At 64.4% G+C, this 18747-nt stretch carries 17 protein-coding genes; 12 read left to right on the forward strand and 5 right to left on the reverse strand.

Going from position 1 to position 18747, the window contains the following annotated elements:
• From HWX91_RS22900 to HWX91_RS22955, 12 genes are all read left to right on the forward strand, one after another.
• Complete coding sequence (locus tag HWX91_RS22900; RefSeq protein ID WP_028196918.1) at window positions 1-114, forward strand: hypothetical protein; 114 nt, start codon at window positions 1-3, stop codon at window positions 112-114.
• Window positions 111-203 carry a K(+)-transporting ATPase subunit F gene (gene kdpF, locus HWX91_RS22905; RefSeq protein WP_011487462.1) on the forward strand — a complete coding sequence of 31 codons (93 nt, stop codon included), beginning with the start codon at window positions 111-113 and terminating at the stop codon, window positions 201-203. Before HWX91_RS22900 ends, kdpF begins: the two co-directional genes overlap by 4 nt.
• Window positions 200-2005 carry a potassium-transporting ATPase subunit KdpA gene (gene kdpA / locus HWX91_RS22910; protein WP_028196919.1) on the forward strand — a complete coding sequence of 602 codons (1806 nt, stop codon included), beginning with the start codon at window positions 200-202 and terminating at the stop codon, window positions 2003-2005. The genes kdpF and kdpA overlap by 4 nt, the downstream gene beginning before the upstream one ends.
• A gap of 68 nt (window positions 2006-2073) precedes the next feature.
• Window positions 2074-4158 (forward strand): potassium-transporting ATPase subunit KdpB, encoded by a 2085-nt coding sequence (gene kdpB, locus HWX91_RS22915; RefSeq protein WP_028196920.1) that lies wholly within the window; start codon window positions 2074-2076, stop codon window positions 4156-4158.
• 30 nt (window positions 4159-4188) lie between these two features.
• Window positions 4189-4767, forward strand: a complete 579-nt coding sequence (gene kdpC, locus HWX91_RS22920; RefSeq protein WP_028196921.1) for a potassium-transporting ATPase subunit KdpC — start codon at window positions 4189-4191, stop codon at window positions 4765-4767.
• A 154-nt stretch (window positions 4768-4921) separates the two neighbouring features.
• Entirely contained in the window at window positions 4922-7756 is a 2835-nt protein-coding gene (locus tag HWX91_RS22925) for a DUF4118 domain-containing protein (RefSeq protein WP_028196922.1), read from the forward strand.
• Window positions 7749-8447 carry a two-component system response regulator KdpE gene (kdpE, locus tag HWX91_RS22930; protein ID WP_028196923.1) on the forward strand — a complete coding sequence of 233 codons (699 nt, stop codon included), beginning with the start codon at window positions 7749-7751 and terminating at the stop codon, window positions 8445-8447. The genes HWX91_RS22925 and kdpE overlap by 8 nt, the downstream gene beginning before the upstream one ends.
• Before the next feature lie 89 nt (window positions 8448-8536).
• Window positions 8537-8857 carry a quaternary ammonium compound efflux SMR transporter SugE gene (gene sugE, locus HWX91_RS22935; protein ID WP_028196924.1) on the forward strand — a complete coding sequence of 107 codons (321 nt, stop codon included), beginning with the start codon at window positions 8537-8539 and terminating at the stop codon, window positions 8855-8857.
• A gap of 283 nt (window positions 8858-9140) precedes the next feature.
• On the forward strand, window positions 9141-9752 hold the full coding sequence (locus HWX91_RS22940; RefSeq protein ID WP_028196925.1) for a DUF4126 domain-containing protein: 612 nt from the start codon (window positions 9141-9143) through the stop codon (window positions 9750-9752).
• Window positions 9749-12331, forward strand: a complete 2583-nt coding sequence (locus HWX91_RS22945; RefSeq protein ID WP_028196926.1) for an ABC transporter permease — start codon at window positions 9749-9751, stop codon at window positions 12329-12331. Before HWX91_RS22940 ends, HWX91_RS22945 begins: the two co-directional genes overlap by 4 nt.
• Window positions 12332-12360: 29 nt before the next feature.
• Window positions 12361-12774, forward strand: coding sequence for a group II truncated hemoglobin (locus tag HWX91_RS22950; protein ID WP_028196927.1), 414 nt, complete (start codon window positions 12361-12363; stop codon window positions 12772-12774).
• Window positions 12767-13372, forward strand: a complete 606-nt coding sequence (locus HWX91_RS22955; protein ID WP_028196928.1) for a DUF924 family protein — start codon at window positions 12767-12769, stop codon at window positions 13370-13372. Before HWX91_RS22950 ends, HWX91_RS22955 begins: the two co-directional genes overlap by 8 nt.
• A 52-nt stretch (window positions 13373-13424) precedes the next feature.
• Here HWX91_RS22955 and HWX91_RS22960 read toward each other — a convergent pair whose 3' ends face one another.
• The 5 genes from HWX91_RS22960 to HWX91_RS22980 form a co-directional block, all read right to left on the reverse strand.
• Window positions 13425-15428, reverse strand: a complete 2004-nt coding sequence (locus HWX91_RS22960; protein ID WP_102857318.1) for an ArnT family glycosyltransferase — start codon at window positions 15426-15428, stop codon at window positions 13425-13427.
• Between the two features lie 289 nt (window positions 15429-15717).
• Window positions 15718-16464: an SDR family oxidoreductase gene (locus HWX91_RS22965; RefSeq protein WP_028196929.1), complete on the reverse strand. Its 747-nt coding sequence runs from the start codon at window positions 16462-16464 to the stop codon at window positions 15718-15720.
• 96 nt (window positions 16465-16560) lie between these two features.
• Entirely contained in the window at window positions 16561-17145 is a 585-nt protein-coding gene (locus HWX91_RS22970; protein WP_028196930.1) for an LOG family protein, read from the reverse strand.
• Window positions 17146-17147: 2 nt separating this feature from the next.
• A complete protein-coding gene (locus tag HWX91_RS22975; RefSeq protein ID WP_028196931.1) occupies window positions 17148-17873 on the reverse strand; it encodes a TetR/AcrR family transcriptional regulator in 726 nt (241 codons plus the stop codon).
• Between the two features lie 224 nt (window positions 17874-18097).
• Window positions 18098-18739, reverse strand: coding sequence for a diacylglycerol kinase (locus HWX91_RS22980; RefSeq protein ID WP_081833069.1), 642 nt, complete (start codon window positions 18737-18739; stop codon window positions 18098-18100).
• Window positions 18740-18747: the final 8 nt, after the last annotated feature.

Raw genomic sequence — 18747 nt, forward strand, 5'->3', positions numbered from 1 at the left:
ATGGATGTGCTGTATGTCGGGGGGCTGGTGCTGTTTTTCGCGCTGACCTTTGCGTTGATTGCCGGCTGCGAGAAGTTGATGCAGTTCCGGCGCGGCCAGGGAGCCCGCTCATGAACTGGATTCTCTGGCTGTCGGGCGCGGCCACCGCGTTGTTGTTTGTGTACCTGGTCTATGCGCTATTGCGCGCGGAGGACATTGAATGAACTCGAACAATGTCCTGCAAGCGGGCCTTTTCCTCGTCGTGCTGCTGGCAGCCGCGGTGCCGATGTCCCGCTACCTGAGCAATGTGATGGACGGCAGCTCGCGCGTGGTTCGCCTGGGCGGCCCGCTCGAACGTTTGCTGTATCGCATCGCGGGCGTCGATCCGTCGGCGGAGATGGGCTGGAAGCATTACGCGATCGCCACTATCGCGTTCAATGCGCTCGGCGCGCTGTTCCTTTACGTGTTGCTGCGCGTGCAAGGCTGGCTGCCGGGCAATCCGCAGCAGTTTGGTCCGATGACGGTGGACGGCGCCTTCAATACGGCAGTCAGTTTCGTGACCAACACGAACTGGCAGGATTACACGCCTGAGCAGACCGTTGGCTATTTGACGCAGATGCTCGGCTTCACCGTCCAGAACTTCTTCTCGGCCGCCACCGGCATTGTGGTGGTGATCGCGCTGATTCGCGGTTTTGCCCGTCATACCGCGCAAACCATCGGCAACTTCTGGGTCGATCTGACGCGTGTGACGCTTTATGTGTTGCTGCCGATGTCGGCGATCATCGCCGCTGTCCTGATGAGCCAGGGTGTGATCCAGAACTTCAAGGCCTATCAGGACGTGCCGACGCTGCAAACCACCACCTACGCCGCACCGAAGCTCGATGCACAAGGCAATCCGGTGAAGGACGCGAAGGGCAACCCGGTCACGGTCGACACGCCGGTGAAGACGCAAACCATCGCGATGGGCCCGGTGGCTTCTCAGGAAGCGATCAAGATGCTCGGCACCAACGGTGGCGGCTTCTTTAACGGCAACTCGGCGCATCCGTATGAAAACCCGACGCCGTTCTCGAACTTCCTGCAGATCTTCTCGATTCTGATCATTCCGGCGGCATTGGCGCTGGTGTTCGGGCGCATGATCGCGGACCGCAAACAGGGCGTCGCCGTTCTCGCCGCGATGACGATTGCGTTTGCCGTCTGCGTGGTCGGCGAAATCAGCGCCGAGCAAAGCGGTAATCCGGCCTTCACCGCGTTGAACGTGGACCAATCGGCGAATGCGTTGCAGTCGGGCGGTAATACGGAGGGCAAGGAAACGCGCTTCGGTATCGCGCAGTCGGGCATGTTCACGGTGGCGACCACGGCGGCTTCGTGCGGCGCGGTGGCGAATACGCACGACTCGCTCACGCCGATCGGCGGCCTCTATCCGATGCTGCTGATGCAACTCGGCGAAGTGATCTTCGGCGGCGTGGGTTCCGGCATGTACGGCATGCTCGTGTTCGCCCTGCTGGCCGTGTTCGTGGCGGGCCTGATGATCGGCCGCACGCCTGAATACGTCGGCAAGAAGATCGAAGCGTACGAGATGAAGATGGTGTCGATCGTGGTGCTGCTCACGCCGCTGCTGGTGCTCGTGGGCACGTCGATCGCGGTGCTGACCGAGGCGGGCAAGGCTGGTATTGCCAACCCTGGTGCGCACGGCTTCTCCGAAATTCTCTACGCATTCAGCTCGGCCGCGAATAACAACGGCAGCGCGTTTGCGGGCCTGACGGTGAGCACGCCGTTCTATAACTGGCTCACGGCTATCGCGATGTGGTTCGGCCGCTTCGGCACGATCATCCCGGTGCTGGCGATTGCCGGTTCGCTGGCTGCGAAGAAGCGTATCGGTGTGACCGGAGGCACGTTGCCCACTCATGGCCCGCTGTTCGTCGTGCTGCTGCTCGGCACGGTGTTGCTGGTTGGCGCGCTGACTTATGTGCCCGCGCTGGCACTCGGACCTGGTGTCGAACATCTGATGATGATGGGCGCCCACTAAGGCGGCCCGTCGAGATGACACCAGTGAGCAACGAGTGAACACGCGCAAACGGGAAATTCGAGGATTCAATGACTGAACATAATGCAACCAGGTCCATGTTCGACCCGGCGCTGGTGCGCCCGGCGATCGTGGACTCCTTCAAGAAGCTCACGCCGCGCACGCAGTTCCGCAATCCGGTGATGTTCTGCGTGTACGTCGGCAGTATTCTGACGACCATTCTGTGGATCGCCGCGCTGGGCGGCCAGGCCGAGGCGCCCGCGGGCTTCATTCTCGCGGTCACCTTGTGGCTGTGGTTCACGGTGCTGTTCGCGAACTTCGCGGAGGCGCTCGCCGAAGGCCGTTCCAAGGCTCAGGCCGCGTCGCTGCGCAGCGCGAAGAAAGACGTGATGGCCAAGAAGCTCAACGAGCCGCATCCGAAGTCGCCGATCCGTATTCTGACGGCGTCCGATCTGCGTAAAGGCGACGTTGTGCTGGTCGAAACCGGCGACGTGATTCCGGCTGACGGTGAGGTGATCGACGGCGTTGCATCGGTCGACGAATCGGCGATCACGGGCGAATCCGCACCGGTGATCCGCGAGTCGGGCGGCGATTTTTCGTCGGTGACGGGCGGCACGCGCGTGCTGTCGGACTGGATCGTCGTGCGGGTCACGGCCAATCCGGGCGAAGCCTTCCTCGACCGCATGATCGCGATGGTCGAAGGCGCCAAGCGGCAGAAAACGCCGAACGAAATCGCGCTGACGATCCTGCTGGTCGCGCTGACGATTGTGATGTTGCTGGCTACCGCCACTCTGCTGCCGTTCTCGATGTTTTCGGTCGAAGCGGCCAAGGCGGGTCACGTGGTCACGATCACGGCGCTGGTCGCGCTGCTGGTGTGCCTGATTCCGACCACCATCGGCGGGCTGTTGTCAGCGATCGGCGTGGCCGGTATGAGCCGCATGATGCAGGCGAACGTGATTGCCACCTCGGGCCGTGCTGTGGAAGCAGCCGGTGACGTCGACGTGCTGTTGCTCGACAAGACCGGCACGATCACGCTCGGTAACCGTCAGGCATCGCAATTCGTGCCGGCGCCGGGTTTGACCGAAGAAGCGCTGGCGGATGCCGCCCAGCTTTCGTCGCTCGCCGACGAAACGCCGGAAGGCCGCAGCATCGTCGTGCTGGCGAAGCAGCGCTTCAATATCCGTCAACGCGATATGGCCTCGCTGAAAGCGGAATTCCTCGCCTTCACGGCACAAACACGGATGAGCGGTGTGGACCTGCCGGGCCGTGAGATCCGCAAGGGCGCGGCCGACGCAGTGAAGAACTACGTCGAAGCGAATGGCGGCCGTTTCCCGAACGAAGTCAGCACGGCCGTGGCCGAAGTCGCACGCCGCGGCAGCACGCCGTTGGTGGTCGCCGAGAAAGGCGAGCAGGGCGCACGCGTGCTCGGCGTGATCGAACTGAAGGACGTGGTGAAGGGCGGTATCAAGGAGCGCTTCGCCGAACTGCGCAAGATGGGTATCAAGACCATCATGGTGACGGGCGACAACCGTCTGACGGCCGCGGCGATTGCAGCCGAAGCCGGCGTGGACGATTTCCTCGCCGAAGCCACCCCGGAAGCAAAGCTCGCCACGATCCGTTCGCACCAGGCCGAGGGTCGTCTGGTGGCGATGACCGGCGACGGCACCAACGACGCCCCGGCGCTCGCGCAGGCAGACGTGGCAGTGGCGATGAACACGGGTACGCAGGCCGCGAAAGAAGCCGGCAACATGGTCGACCTCGATTCGAATCCGACCAAGCTGATCGAGATCGTCGAGATCGGCAAGCAGATGCTGATGACGCGCGGCTCGCTCACCACGTTCTCGATCGCCAACGACGTCGCCAAGTACTTCGCGATCATCCCGGCGGCGTTCGCCACCACGTATCCGGCACTGAACGCGCTGAACGTGATGCATCTGGCCACGCCGGCCTCGGCGATCATGTCGGCGGTGATTTTCAATGCGCTGATCATCGTGCTGCTGATTCCGCTCGCGCTCAAGGGCGTGAAATACCGGGCGCTGGGTGCGGCGATTCTGTTGCGCCGCAATCTGCTGGTCTACGGTCTGGGCGGGATTATCGTGCCGTTCATCGGCATCAAGCTGATCGATATGGTGCTGGCCGCGTTCGGCTGGGTTTGAGAAGCGGCAGCTTAAAAGGAGTTACCCAACATGAAAAATCTGTTCCGTCCGCTGATCGTGATTTTCGCGGTGCTGACCGCCGTCACCGGACTCGCTTATCCCGCGGTAATGACCGCCGTCGGTCAGGCAGCTTTCAACAACCAGGCCAACGGCAGCCTGCTCGAGAAGGACGGCAAGGTGGTCGGCTCGAAGCTGATCGGCCAGCAGTTCGATGCGCCGCAGTACTTCTGGGGCCGTCTGTCGGCCACCAGCCCGATGCCGTACAACCCCCAGGGCTCGAGCGGTTCGAATCTCGGACCGACCAACCCGGCGCTGCTCGATGAGGTCAAAGGCCGCATCGACGCGTTGAAGGCGGCCGGCACGGATATGTCGAAGCCCGTGCCGGTCGATCTGGTGACGTCCTCGGGCAGCGGTCTCGATCCTGAGATCAGCCCGGCGGCCGCCGCGTATCAGATCGAACGCGTCGCCAAAGCGCGTAAGCTCGCCGTGAACGATGTGCAGGCGCTGGTCGATCGTTATACGACTGGCCGCCAGTTCGGCGTTCTTGGTGAACCGCGCGTGAACGTGCTGCAACTGAATCTGGCGCTGGACGAGATGAAGCAGGGTTGAGCGCGGATCAGCGTCATTCATTGATGGCTGTGATTCGAGGAGGCGGCGACCATGCGGTGCCGCCTTCGCCATTTGCGATTGCCATTTGCGGTGGCGCTGCTGCCGTGCCACCATGGATGCACTATCGCTCGCATTATCATGAAAACCATTGAGCATGAACCGCCCCGATCCTGATGAACTGCTCGACAAGCTGCAACGCGACGAAGAAAAGCGTCAACGGGGCCGGCTGAAGATTTTCTTCGGCGCGTCGGCGGGCGTCGGCAAAACCTACGCGATGTTGCAGGCCGCGCGCCGCCGTGCGGATGAAGGCACGGACGTGGTGGTCGGCATTGCCGAAACGCATGGCCGCGGCGAAACCGCTGCGTTGCTTGAAGGTCTCGACGTGCTGCCGCTCGCGGTAATCGAGTATCGCGGCCGCAAGCTCGGCGAGTTCGATCTCGACGCCGCGCTCGCGCGCAAGCCGCAACTGATTCTCGTCGACGAGCTCGCGCATTCGAACGTGCAGGGCGCGCGGCATCTGAAGCGCTGGCAGGATGTCTACGAACTGCTCGACGCGGGCATCGACGTCTACACCACGGTCAACGTCCAGCACCTCGAAAGCCTGAACGACGTAGTCGGCCAGATTACCGGCATCCGGGTCTGGGAGACGGTCCCCGACCGCGTGTTCGATCGCGCCGACGAAGTCACGCTGGTCGACCTGCCCGCTGAAGAATTGCTCGACCGGATGCGCGACGGCAAGGTGTATTTGCCGCAGCAGGCCGAGCGCGCGGTGCGCAACTTCTTTCGCAAGGGCAATCTGATCGCGCTGCGCGAACTGGCGTTGCGCCGCACGGCGGACCGTGTCGATGCGCAGATGCGTGAGTATCGCGCCGACCGTTCGATCGAGCGGATCTGGCAGGCGCGCGAGCGCTTGCTGGTGTGTGTCGGTCCGGGGCCGGAAGCGCCGATGCTGGTGCGCGCGGCGGCACGCCTTGCCGCGAGCCTGAAGGCCGACTGGATCGCGGTCTACGTCGAAACCCCCGCGCTGCAGCGCCTGCCCGATGCGCGCCGCGAACGCACACTGAACGCCTTGAAGCTCGCCGCCGAACTCGGCGCCGAAACCGCGACGCTGGCGGGCACCGATGCGGTCGCCGCGCTGATCGGCTACGCGCAGGCTCGCAATGTCTCCAAGCTGGTGGCCGGCGCATCGGCGCGCAGCGGTTTTCAGCGCTGGGTGCGCCGTCCGCTCGGCGAACGCATCGCGGAACGCGCGGGCGACCTCGATCTCACGCTGATTCGCGCGTCGTCGGAACGCGACGGCGGCGAGCAGCGTCGCTTGCTCAATACCACGGCGAATGCGTGGCGCGAGGCGCTGAGCGCGGCGCGCGAACGCCGTTCGCCGCCGCGCGCCTACGGCATCGCACTGACGATTTGCGCGGCCATTACGCTGTTGTCGAGCCAGTTGATCGACCATATCGACCTGACCAACCTCGTCATGCTGTACCTGCTCGGCGTGATTTTCACGGCCGTGAAGCTGGGGCGTGGGCCAGGCGTCGTACTGTCGTTCATGAGCGTGGCGGCGTTCGATTTCTTCTTCGTGCCGCCGCGCATGTCGCTGTCGGTGTCCGACACGCAGTACCTGCTGACCTTCCTCGGCATGTTGCTGACTTCGCTCGTCATCAGCCATCTCACGTCGAGCTTGCGCCGCGAGGCGAGCGTCGCGCGGCGCCGCGAACAACGCACCGGCGCGATGTATGCGATGGCGCGCGAGCTGGCTGCCGCGCTTACCACCGAGCAGATCGTCGGCATCGGCAGCCGGCATGTCAGCGAAGTGTTCGGCGCGCGTGTCGCGATCCTGTTGCCGGACAGCGCCGATCAGGTGAAGCAGAAAATCGAGGACCCCGATGCGGCAATCACGCTCGAAGGCGAGATGCTCGATAGCGACGTCGGTCAATGGGTCTACGATCAGCAGAAGCCCGCCGGACACGGTACCGATACGCTGCCGGCCGCCGCCGCGCTGTACCTGCCGCTGAAGGCGCCGATGCGCACGCGCGGTGTGCTCGCGGTCGTGATGCGCGACGAGCGCGAGCTGGACGTGCCCGAGCAGCAACGCATGCTCGACGCATTTGCCGCGCAGATCGCGCTGGCGCTGGAGCGGGTGCACTACGTCGACATCGCGCGCGACGCGCTCGTCAATATGGAATCGGAGCGCTTGCGCAATTCGCTGCTGTCGGCGATCTCGCACGACCTGCGCACCCCGCTGACGACGATCGTCGGCTTCTCGTCGATGCTGGCGCAATCGCGCGAGGCGCATCCCGGTGCGCAACCCGGCGACGATCTCGTCGAAGCGATTCACGAAGAGGCGCTGCGCATGACCGGCATCGTCACCAATCTGCTCGATATGGCGCGTTTGCAGGCAGGCAGCCTGCAACTGAACCAGCAGTGGACCCTTCTCGAGGAAACGGTGGGTGCCGCGCTGCGGGCGTGCAAACGCGTGCTGGCCAATCACCCGGTGCAAGTCAAGCTGCCTGCCGATTTGCCGCTGCTGCACCTCGATGCGGTGCTGATGGAGCGGCTCTTCTCGAACCTGTTCGAGAACGCGGCCAAGTACACCCCGCCGGATACGCCGTTGACGATCGGCGCGCAACGTCTCGACGCGGACGGCAAATCGTTCGTACGCGTCGCGGTCGACGATAACGGGCCGGGTCTGCCGGCCGGCATGGAAGCGCGTGTGTTCGAGAAATTCACGCGCGGCGAGAAGGAGTCGGCCAAGCCGGGCATCGGCCTTGGCCTCGCGATCTGCCGCGCGATCGTCGAAGCGCACGGCGGTACAATCGGCGCGCTCAATCGGATGTCACCGGACGGCCGTGTCGAAGGCGCGCGCTTCTGGTTCACCTTGCCGGTGGAAACACCCCCCGAAGCACCCGATGCGCTGGAAGACGAAGGCGCCGATGCCTTGCCCGACCGCGATCCAACTTCTAACCTGCTTTCCAAGCCCAGCCATGAGTGACCCGAGCATCACCGTCGTTCTGATCGAAGACGAAAAGCAGATTCGCCGCTTCGTGCGAACCGCGCTGGAAGGCGAGGGCATTGTCGTGCACGACGCCGAAACCGGCAAACAAGGTCTCGTCGAAGCCGCGACGCGCAAACCCGATCTCGTTATCGTCGATCTCGGCCTGCCCGACACCGACGGTCTCGATGTGATTCGCGAGCTGCGGGGCTGGAGCGAGCTGCCGGTCATCGTGCTGTCGGCGCGCACTCAGGAAACCGAGAAAGTCGCCGCGCTCGACGCCGGCGCGGACGATTACCTCACCAAGCCATTCGGCGTGTCCGAACTGCTGGCGCGCATCCGTGCGCATATGCGGCGGCGCAATCAGGGTGGCGCGAATGAATCGCCGCTGGTGCGCTTCGGCGCGGTGACCGTCGACCTGGCCTTGCGCCAGGTGACGCGCGAGGGCGCCGCCATCCATCTCACGCCGATCGAATATCGGCTGCTCGCGACCCTGGTGCGCCATGCGGGCCGGGTGCTGACGCACCGGCAATTGTTGCGCGACGTGTGGGGGCCGTCCCATGTGGAGAGCCATCACTATCTGCGCATCTACATGGCGCATCTGCGCGGGAAACTGGAGCGCGATCCGGCGCAACCGGAGCACATCGTCACGGAGACGGGGGTGGGATATCGGCTGGTCGGCGCCGTATAACGCGATTTTGGTATAATTACAGTTCGTAAGGACGACCTTGCGCATCTGCTTCAAACGGGGACGGCCCCATCTGATCATGGAGCTGTCTCATGTCCTGGATTCTTCTGCTGATTGCCGGTTTGCTCGAGGTTGCCTGGGCGGCCGGTCTTAAAACCTCCGAAGGCTTTACCCGGCTGTGGCCGTCCGTATTTACGGTCGTGACCGCGCTCGGCAGTTTCGTTCTGCTTGCCATGGCGATGCGTCAACTGCCGCTCGGCACGGCCTACGCCGTGTGGACAGGCATCGGCGCGGTCGGCGCGTTCATCTTCGGCATCGTCATGATGGGCGAGGCTTTGACGGTCGCGCGGGTGGCGAGCGCGGCGCTGATCGTGATCGGCTTGATCGGGTTGAAGCTGTCGTCGGGGCATTGATCTCTCGGTGAATCTCTCATTGAGACCCTGAGATTCAAGTGGATTGGCGTGTCCGCGCGTGCGTGGATCGAGCGCCAATCCTCCGCCGTTACAGGCCAGCATTTGTTCGCCACTCTGCGTTCTGCGAATTAACGTGGCTATAATGAGACTGAATCCAACCTGAAATTGTCCGCGGCCTATTTGGCGCGGCCGGCTTGGCGCGGGTCTGACGACTTCGATGCGGCGGTTTCCTTTGCTTTGCCCGTCGAAGCGCCCGGCACGCACAGCGCGCCTGGAGGCGGCCATGCTTGAATCACTTTCGCTCGCTGCGGGCCTCTCATGGGGCAGCGGTCTGCGCCTCTATCTGACAGTCCTGCTGGCCGGCGTGTTCGCGCGTCTTGGCTTCATCCATCTTCCCGATACGTTGTCCGCGCTGTCGTCGCCGTGGGTCATCGGCGTCGCGGGTGTGCTGACGGTCACCGAATTTCTCGCCGACAAGATTCCCGCGTTCGATTCCTTATGGGACGCAGTCCATACCTTTATCCGGATTCCCGCCGGCGCGGTATTGGCCGCCGGCGCGCTCGGCCATGCCGATCCGGCGCTGCTGACGGTCGCGGCATTGGCGGGCGGCACGCTGGCAGGCACCGCGCATCTGGCTAAGGCGGGCACGCGCGCGCTGATCAATCTGTCGCCGGAACCGGTGTCGAATGTCGTGACCTCGACTGCCGAAGACGGACTCGTGTTCGGCGGCATGCTGCTCGCGCTGTTCGTGCCGCTTCTGTTCCTGATCCTGATGGTGGGCTTTCTGATGCTGGCGGGCTGGGCGTTGCCGCGGTTGTGGCGTGGGGTGCAGGGCGGTTTTCGCGGAATGGCGACGCACATGGTGTCGCGGTTTGCCAGGAGTCGGCACGATTGAGCGATACGGTAAGGAGTGTGACGGCGCGGACCGCCTCACGGCCGACGCGCCGGCTGGGCGGCGCGGATGTGCTGCGCCAGGCCATCCGCATGACGGCGCGCGACTGGCGCGCGGGCGAACTGACGATGCTGCTGCTGGCGCTGGTGCTGGCCGTCGCGGCGTTGTCGAGTGTCGGCTTTCTGGCCGACCGTTTGCATCAGGGGCTTGAGCGCGATGCGCGGCGCATGATCGGCGCCGATTTCATCGTCCGTGCCGATCATCCTGTTGATCCGCAGTTCGCGATGCAAGCTGGCGCGCTCGGTTTGAGCACCGCCAGCACGGCGATCTTCCCCAGTATGGTCAATTCGACCGGCGCACAGCCGGTCTCGCGGCTGGCCGCCGTCAAGGCGGTGTCGCCGGGTTATCCGTTGCGCGGCGAATTGCGGATCGCGTCGGCGCCGGGCGCGGCGGGCCATCCTACCCGCTCGATTCCGGCTCCCGGTACGGTTTGGGTCGATCAGGCGTTGCTCGACGCGTTGAAGCTGCATGTCGGCGACGCCGTGAAGGTCGGGTCGCGCAACTTCACGATCGGTGCGGTGATCACCCGCGAACTCGACCGTGGTTTCTCGTTCGTCAATTTTTCACCGCGTCTGATGCTGCGTGCCGACGATGTCCCATCGACCGGCCTCATCACCTACGGCAGCCGTGTGACTTACCGGCTGCTGGTGGCGGGTTCGGATGCATCGGTGGCGCGCTTCGCGCAATTCGCGCATGACAAGGTAGACGGCGGCAAGATGCGCGGCGTCGCGCTCGAGTCGTTGCAGGACGGCCAGCCGCAGGTACGTCAGACGCTCGACCGCGCGAGTCACTTCCTCACGCTCGTCTCGCTGCTCACCGCGCTGCTCGCGGCGGTGGCGATCGCGATGGCCGCGCATCGGTATATGCGCCGGCATCTGGATGGCTGCGCGGCGATGCGCTGTCTCGGTGTCAGTCAAGCCACGCTGCGCACGCTGTTCACGCTTGAATTCATGGGGCTGGGTCTGATCGGCGGCGCGCTCGGCGTGGCGCTCGGTTATCTGGGGCATATGGCGTTGCTGACATGGCTCGGCAGTCTGATCGATGTCACCTTGCCGTACCCCACGGTCTGGCCGGCGCTCGAAGGTATCGCGGCCGGTCTGGTGTTGCTGCTCGGTTTCGCGTTGCCGCCGCTGTTGCCGCTGACACGCGTGCCGCCGGTGCGCGTGCTGCGCCGCGAATGGGGCGAAGCGGGGCGTACCGCGTGGGCCGCGTATGCACTCGGCATCGTGTTGTTTGCCGCGCTCCTGATCGTTGCCGCGGGCGAGTTGAAGCTCGGCGGCATTGTCGCGGGTGGTTTCGCTGGCGGCCTGCTGGTGTTCGCGTGTATCGCGCGGCTGGCGTTGTGGGGCGCGTCGCGCGTCGTGCGCAGCGAGCGCGTGAATGCGGGAATCGGCTGGCGTTACGCGCTGGCCTCGCTGGAGCGGCGCAGCGGCGCGAGCGCGTTGCAGATCACCGCACTCGGCATCGGTCTGATGTGCCTGTTGCTGATCGCGATGACGCGTAACGATCTCGTGGCCGGCTGGCGCAAATCCACGCCGCCGGATGCGCCCAACGAATTTATCATCGACATCCAGCCCGACCAGCGCGACGCTGTCACGCAATATCTGAACACGCACGGCGTGCCCGGCACGGTGCTCGCGCCGATGGTGCGCGGCCGGCTGATCGCGATCAACGGCAAACCCGTCAATCCGGATTCATTCAAGGGCGAGGATGCCAAACGTCTCGTCGACCGCGAATTCAATCTGTCGTACACGACCGAGCTGCCTGACGACAACCGTCTTTCCGCCGGCACCTGGTATGGCGACACGAAGACGCCGCAGATCTCCATCGAACAGGGCTTGGCGAAGCTGATCAACGTGAAGCCCGGCGATACGCTGCGTTTCGACGTGACGGGTTTGCAGATCGACGCGCCGGTGACGAGTGTGCGCAAGCTCGACTGGGGTTCGTTCAAGGTCAATTTTTTCGTGTTGATGCCGCCGGCCGCGTTGCAGGATTTCCCGGCGACGTTCATTACCAGCTTCCATTTGCCACCGCAAAATCAGTCGATCATCGACGGGCTGATCGCCGCTTATCCGAACCTCACGGCAATCGATATGGGTCCGATTCTGGCCCAGGTGCAGCGCGTCTTGCAGCAGGTAATCGGCGCGGTGCAGTTCCTGTTCGCGTTCACGCTCGCGGCCGGCGTGCTGGTGCTCTACGCGGCGCTGGCCGGCACGCGCGATGAGCGTATGCGAGAATCCGCGCTGCTGCGCGCGCTGGGGGCCTCGCATCGCCAGGTGCGGGCGGTGCAGATCGCCGAGTTTGTGGCGGTAGGGGCGCTGGCCGGCTTGATGGCGGCGATCGGCGCGCAAGTGATCGGCTGGTTGCTGGCGACGCGCGTGTTCGAGTTTTATCTGAGCTTCGATCCATGGCTGTTGCCCGCGGGTATCGCCGCCGGGATCGCCTGCGCGGGTGTGGGGGGCTGGATCAGCTTGCGGCATGTGCTGACGCGGCCCGCGTTGCAATCGCTGCGGGATGCGTGATTTTTCTTTGATGTTCTTTGTGATTGGGTATGAGCGATCTTAACGACGAAGTGTCCGCCGCACAGCCGACGGCCTTCGAGCTGGTGGGTGGTGAAGCGCGCGTGCGCGAACTGGTCGACCGGTTTTATGACCTGATGGATCTCGAAACGGAATTCGCCGGGATTCGGGCCTTGCATCCGGAGTCGCTCGATGGTTCGCGCGACAAGTTTTTCTGGTTCCTGTGCGGCTGGATGGGGGGACCCGATCATTACATCAGCCGCTTCGGCCATCCCAGGTTGAGGGCGCGGCACATGCCGTTTCCGATCGCGTCCAGCGAGCGGGATCAATGGCTTCGCTGCATGGCGTGGGCAATGGAAGACGTCGGGCTCTCCGAATCGCTGCGAGAGCGCCTGTTGGCGTCGTTCTTTGAGACAGCGGACTGGATGCGCAATCGCAATGGTTGAGCGGGTCGCGGGGCTGGAAGCGGCCGAGGCGCGCGCGGTTCTCGACTGCTGGTTTGGCGCGCCGGATACGCCCACCTTCGGCCAGGCGCGCAAGCTCTGGTTTGCCCGCGATCCGGCTTTCGACGCGATGCTGCTGGAACGCTTCGGGACGCTGATCGATGCCGCGCGCGAAGGGGCACTCGATAGCTGGACGGCGACACCGTCTGGTGCTTTGGCACTGATCATTGTGCTGGATCAGTTTTCCCGCAATTGCTACCGCAATACGCCGCGCGCTTTCGCGGCAGATCATCAGGCGCTGCGCGTTGCGCAGCAGATGGTCGCAAGCGGCACCGATCTCCGGTTGCCTACCGCGCATCATCGCGCGTTCGCGTATTTGCCGTTCGAACACGACGAAACGCTTGCCAGTCAGCATGAATCGTTGCGCCTGTTCAAACAACTGAAGGCCGAGCCGGAAGGTGCGTCCTACTACTCATCGGCAGTCGGGCACGCCAGAATCATCGAACGTTTCGGACGCTTTCCTCATCGCAACGCGGCGCTCGGGCGGCAGTCTACGGATGAAGAAAGGGCTTTCCTGAAAGGACCCGGCTCGTCTTTCTAGGCGTTGGAAAAGCGGCGGCACATGGCATGGCGGCGCTCTTTGCCGCCATGCGCTACTCGCCGTCCGCGGGCTTCGCCGGAGTCCGCACAAATACCCGCAGCAACTCGCCGGTATCGCCCGGTCGCGCGCCCGACCAGAACAGCCGCCAATCGCCCGCTGGCGCGCGCGCATTGTCGCGACGGCCCTGGTCGATCAGCCACGTGCATTCGGTTGTCGCTGTGTTCGCGACCGGTTGATGCTCGATACCTGTGTAGTAGTAGAGCATCGGCGCTTCGGATTCGCCGAGTCCGGTACTGGCCATGCAGTCGCCGTCGTTCCATTCGATGTTCATGGCGGCGCCGAGGTTTTCGAACACGGAGCGGTAACTCTTTGCATAATCGAGCCATGGCAGCAGCAGGGTGCTCACCAGCCCCCACGCGAGAATTGCACCCGCGCACCAGCTCAGCGCGCCGCGCCATTTGCCGGTGTGTCTGAAGACCGGCAGCAGCCATAGCCAGCCGAGCGTCATCAGCAGCGCGGCCGCGATCAATATGGGTTTGACGGGTAGCACCCAGTCGAGTGGCAACCAGCGGCCGAGCCAGTGCAGCGACGCATGTGTATCGGCCGGACCGCTCATGATCGACCAGATGATCCAGGCGAGCGTGGCCATAGCGCCGAACAGCACGCGGCTCGCTATGTCCCAGCCTGCGTGCAGGCGCTGCGGCAGCCTGTCGATGCCTCGCGTCGCCACCAAGGCGAGCGGGGCAATGAACGGCAGAATGTACAGTTCGCGAACCGTTGCCGACGTTTGCAGCACGGCGAAACCGATGCCCGAGAACATCACCGGCAACGCCACGCGCGGATCACGCCAGCGGCGCCATCCGCCGCCGGCGAGCGCGGCTACCGCAAGCGGCACGACCGGGAAACCGACGCTCAGCACGGTGCGCAACACGAACCAGCGGCTTTCGTTTTCAGAGCCGAGTTCCGCTACCGAAAAGCCGAAGAAGCGGCCGACGTTGTTGTCCCACAGCCAGACCTTGAAGAGCGCTTCGGAGCGTAGATAGAAGCAGATTGGCCAGATCAGCGCGAAGGGCGCGCAGACCAGTGCGGCGACGCCGAGCGACGCCGCGAAGCTGCGCGTGCGGCAGGCGGGATACAGCACCAGCACGGCGACGGTGGTCGCGCCGAAGACGAGCGGCACGAACAGGCCCTTGGCCAGCAGCGACACGCCGACGCCCGCGCCGAACATCGCCGCGCCGCTCAGAATCGCGTGGCGCCGGTGGTGCACGTCGACCGGCAGCAGGCGCGCTTCGTCGCGCAGATGCACCAGCACCAGTTCGAACAATCCGCGGAAACCGAGCGCGGCGCCGGCCATCAGCGCGACGTCGGTCATCATGTCATGCACGTGCTTGACGACGACGAGCGTGCTCGCGAATAACGCCAGCGTACCGATCACGCGGATATCGAACCAGCTGGACGCGCTCACCGCGCGGCGGGCGACGCGTGCCGTGTAGTAGACGGTCAGGCCCGCGAAGAGCGCGCTCGCAAGGCGGGCAGCATCATGCAGCGGCAGATAGCGGCCGAGCATCCAGGCGAAGCCCGTGGCGACCCAGTCGTAGATCGGTGGCTTTTCGACAAAGGGCTGGCCGGCGTTGGTCGGCACGACCAGGTCGCCGGTATCGAGCATGTGCTGGATGATGCCGAACGTATAGGTCTCGTCCTGTTTCCACGGCTCGTGGCCGAGGGTGCCGGGCAGAAGCCACGCGCACAGGACGGCCAGCGCCGCCAGCCACATGAGCGGACGGGCAGCGGCCAGCGCACGCAAGCGCCGCGCGCCGCGTGAAGCGGGAGCCGACCCCGGCGCGGCGGGTGTCGAGGAGCCGGCAGGCGTGGCGGGCCTTGCGGGCGTTGCGGCTTCGGCCGCCGCCGTGAGGCCGTCTGACAAGACCGCGCCGAACTCGTCAACGCGTGCCGAGCCAGCGTGCGTGCCCGGCGCACCGTCGGCAGAGCCGGCCGGTGCAGGTGTCGCAACCGCGACGGTCCCCGTGCGCCAGGGCGCGGATGAGTTTTCGTACATGAGAATCTCTGATGGCCCTACGCGGCGGCGTTGGCCGCGGGCTTGTGGTCTAGCTGCGCACAGCCTGCGGCCGCATGCGAATGCTGCGATTGTAGACCCGCTTTATTACGAACGATTACAGAAAAAGCGAAGAATATGGCGGTCAGTCAAACGGATCGCGCCGATTCTTCGCCAGATCGAGGGGAATAGGGGGGGGGGAGGAGAAAGCGGCCGCGGGAAGCCGCTGGCCGCGCAAGCAGAAGAGGGGGCGCTTAGGGGCTTAGGGGCCCCTAGGGGCCTTAGGGTCTGCTCAGCGGCCGCCGGTGACGTCGAGCAGCGCGCCCGTCACGTACGAGGCGGCGTCGCTCAACAACCAGACGATCGACTCGGCAACCTCGTCGGCGCTGCCGGGGCGGCCGAGCGGCGTGGTCGCGCCGAGCTGGGCGGCGCGCTCGGGCTTGCCGCCGCTCGCGTGGATGTCGGTGTCGATCAGGCCGGGGCGCACCGCGTTCACGCGCACACCCTGCGGGCCGAGTTCTTTGGCGAGGCCAATTGTCAGGGTGTCGACTGCGCCTTTCGAGCCCGCGTAGTCGATGTATTCGTTCGGCGAGCCTAAACGTGCAGCCGCCGACGAGATGTTCACGATCACGCCCCCCGCGCCGCCACGGGCGGTCGACATGCGGCGCGCCGCTTCGCGTGCGCATAGGTAGGCGCCGAGCACGTTGACGTCGAACATACGCTTCAGGCGCGCAAGCTCCATGTCCGCAAGCTGACTCGACGGCGCGACAATGCCGGCATTATTGACGAGTGCATCGAGCCGGCCGAACTTTTGCTGGAGCGCGTCGAACATCGCGATCACATCGGCTTCACTGGCGACGTCGCCGGCAATCGCCAGCGCCTGGCCCCCAGCGCGTTCCACGTCGGCAACGGTTTCCCGCGCTGCCGCCAGGTTTTGCGCATAGTTCACGCCCACCGACCAGCCCCGTGCGCCCAGCAAACGCGCGGTCGCGCGGCCAATGCCGCGGCTGCCACCGGTGATCAGAACGGCTTTCGTCATCGCAACCTCATCGCTCGGGTGGGGGCCGCGGGAGTGCGCGGCCGGTTTCGTTCAGCGGGGTGAAAGAGGGCGTCGAACAGGCGCGCTACGCGGCGCTCAGACAGCGTCGCGTTTAATCGCCCATTTGTCGCTGGCAGGCGGTTGATAGCGCTGCAGCTTGCCGATCAGCGCGACCGGGTCGGCGTCCCGTTGCAGGATGTCGAAGTAGGTCTGCCGCATGAAGCCTTCGTCTACCGTGTGTTTGAGCAGCGCGATCAGCGGATCGTAGAAGCCGTCGATATTCAGCAGTGCCACCGGCTTCTGGTGATAGCCGAGTTGCGCCCACGTATAGACCTCGAACAGTTCTTCGAGCGTGCCGGCACCGCCCGGCATTGCAACGAACGCGTCGGACAGGTCGGCCATCATCTTCTTGCGATGATGCATATCGGGTACGACATGCAATTCCGTCAAACCGTTATGGCCAACTTCCTTGTTGACCAGCAACTCGGGAATCACGCCGATTGCGCGGCCGCCCTCGGCCATCACCGTATCGGCGATCACACCCATCAGGCCGACCTTGCCGCCGCCGTAGACCAGCGCGAGATCGGCCTGTACCAGCGCGCGGCCAAAGGCGCGCGCGGCTTCGGCGTACAACGGTCTGGCTCCGTCGGAGGAGCCGCAATACACACACACCGACTTCATACTCAAACGTCCTTCGGTTCGTTGCGGGGCGCGGCGCCCTCCTTCGGCGGCAGGTAGTCGTAGAACTCGCGCTTGGGCAGCTTGCCCGATACGAGGTCGTCGAAAATCTGCCGTGAGCGCCCGCGCAGATAAGGCGCCATCAGCGACACGATCTGCACGCTCACCTGATGCAGTTCGGCGCGAATGGTTTCCTGCTCGTTGTACTTGCGCGGGTTCATCACGAACTGGTACGACAGCCAGTACGTGGCGATCACGCCGATGTTGGTGGCGATCACCTGCAGCTCTTCGGGCGTGGCGACCATTTCGCCGTCCGCCACGAGCTGCTCGCAGAACTGGCTCGCAAAGCGCACCTTGTGGCTGATGATCTGCTTGAAATGTGTTTCGAGCGTACGGTTGCGCGCCAGCAGATCGTTCAGATCACGATACAGGAAACGATAGCGCCAGGTGAAATCGACCATGTACTGCAGGTACGACCACATCTCGTCGATCGTGGCGCGGTGATCGTCGGGAAAGCGCAGACGCTTTTCGATCTCCTGCTCGAACTGGCTGAAGATGCTGTTGATGATGTCGTCTTTGTTGCGGAAGTGGTAGTACAGGTTGCCTGGACTGATTTCCATTTCCTCGGCGATCGTCGTGGTCGTGACGTTCGGCTCGCCGATTTCGTTGAACAGTTTCAACGACAGTTCGAGGATCCGTTCGCGGGTGCGGCGGGGAGGTTTGGCTTCCATGTCGTCCGGCCCTGGTTACGCCGGGCTGGGCGCGTGGCGGCTTGCCGCTCTAGCGTGATCCACCCGGACGCGGTTGGTATATTGAGCGCCCCAGCGATTTTCCGTAGGGCTGTCGGACGATTATAAACCGACCGTTCTAATACCAAGCGGATACTCAGGGTTTTCATTGCCCGCTGCGGCGGCCGGGGCGCGCGAGGCGCCGCGGGAAGGGGCTACCGTCGCGCTCACAGCCACGCTTTGATCCAGTGCACGATCAGCGGCCCGACAATCAGCCCCCATGTCATCACGCACATGCCGAGCGCGACCATCACCGCCGCGCTGCCGAGATCCTTGGCGCGGCGCGACAACTCGTGGCGCTCGAGTGAAATCCGGTCGATGGCCGCCTCGACGCTCGAATTCAGCAACTCGACGATCAGCACCAGCAGCACCGAGCCGAGAAGCAACACGCGCGACACCGGATCGACCGGCACCAGCACGCCGCATGGAATCAGGATCGCCGCGAGCGTGAGCTCCTGGCGAAACGCGCTTTCCTCGCGGATCGCCACCCGAAACCCGGCCAGCGAATTTTTCATCGCGTGCCATGCGCGGGTCAGGCCGCGATTGCCCTTGTACGGATTGAAGGGGAGCGGGGCGAATGGATCGTCGGGACTGAGCGGTTCGTGATGGGGCTCGTTATCGAACTGCTCGGAGCCCTCGGGACCCACGCCTTTCATGCCGTGAAAACCGTTCGCGTGCTGGACATGATCCGGCGTGGCTTGCTCGCTCACGTCTTCGAACGGCTCGACGCTGGCAGCGCCGGTATCGGGTTTGACAGCGCGCAACGCGCCGTTCGGTGCGCGCGCTGCGTTGGAGTGTCGGGTTGGCATAGGCGGCT

Origin of the sequence: Paraburkholderia fungorum (assembly GCF_902833645.1) — a bacterium.
In the GTDB taxonomy this organism is placed as follows: Bacteria; Pseudomonadota; Gammaproteobacteria; order Burkholderiales; family Burkholderiaceae; genus Paraburkholderia; species Paraburkholderia fungorum.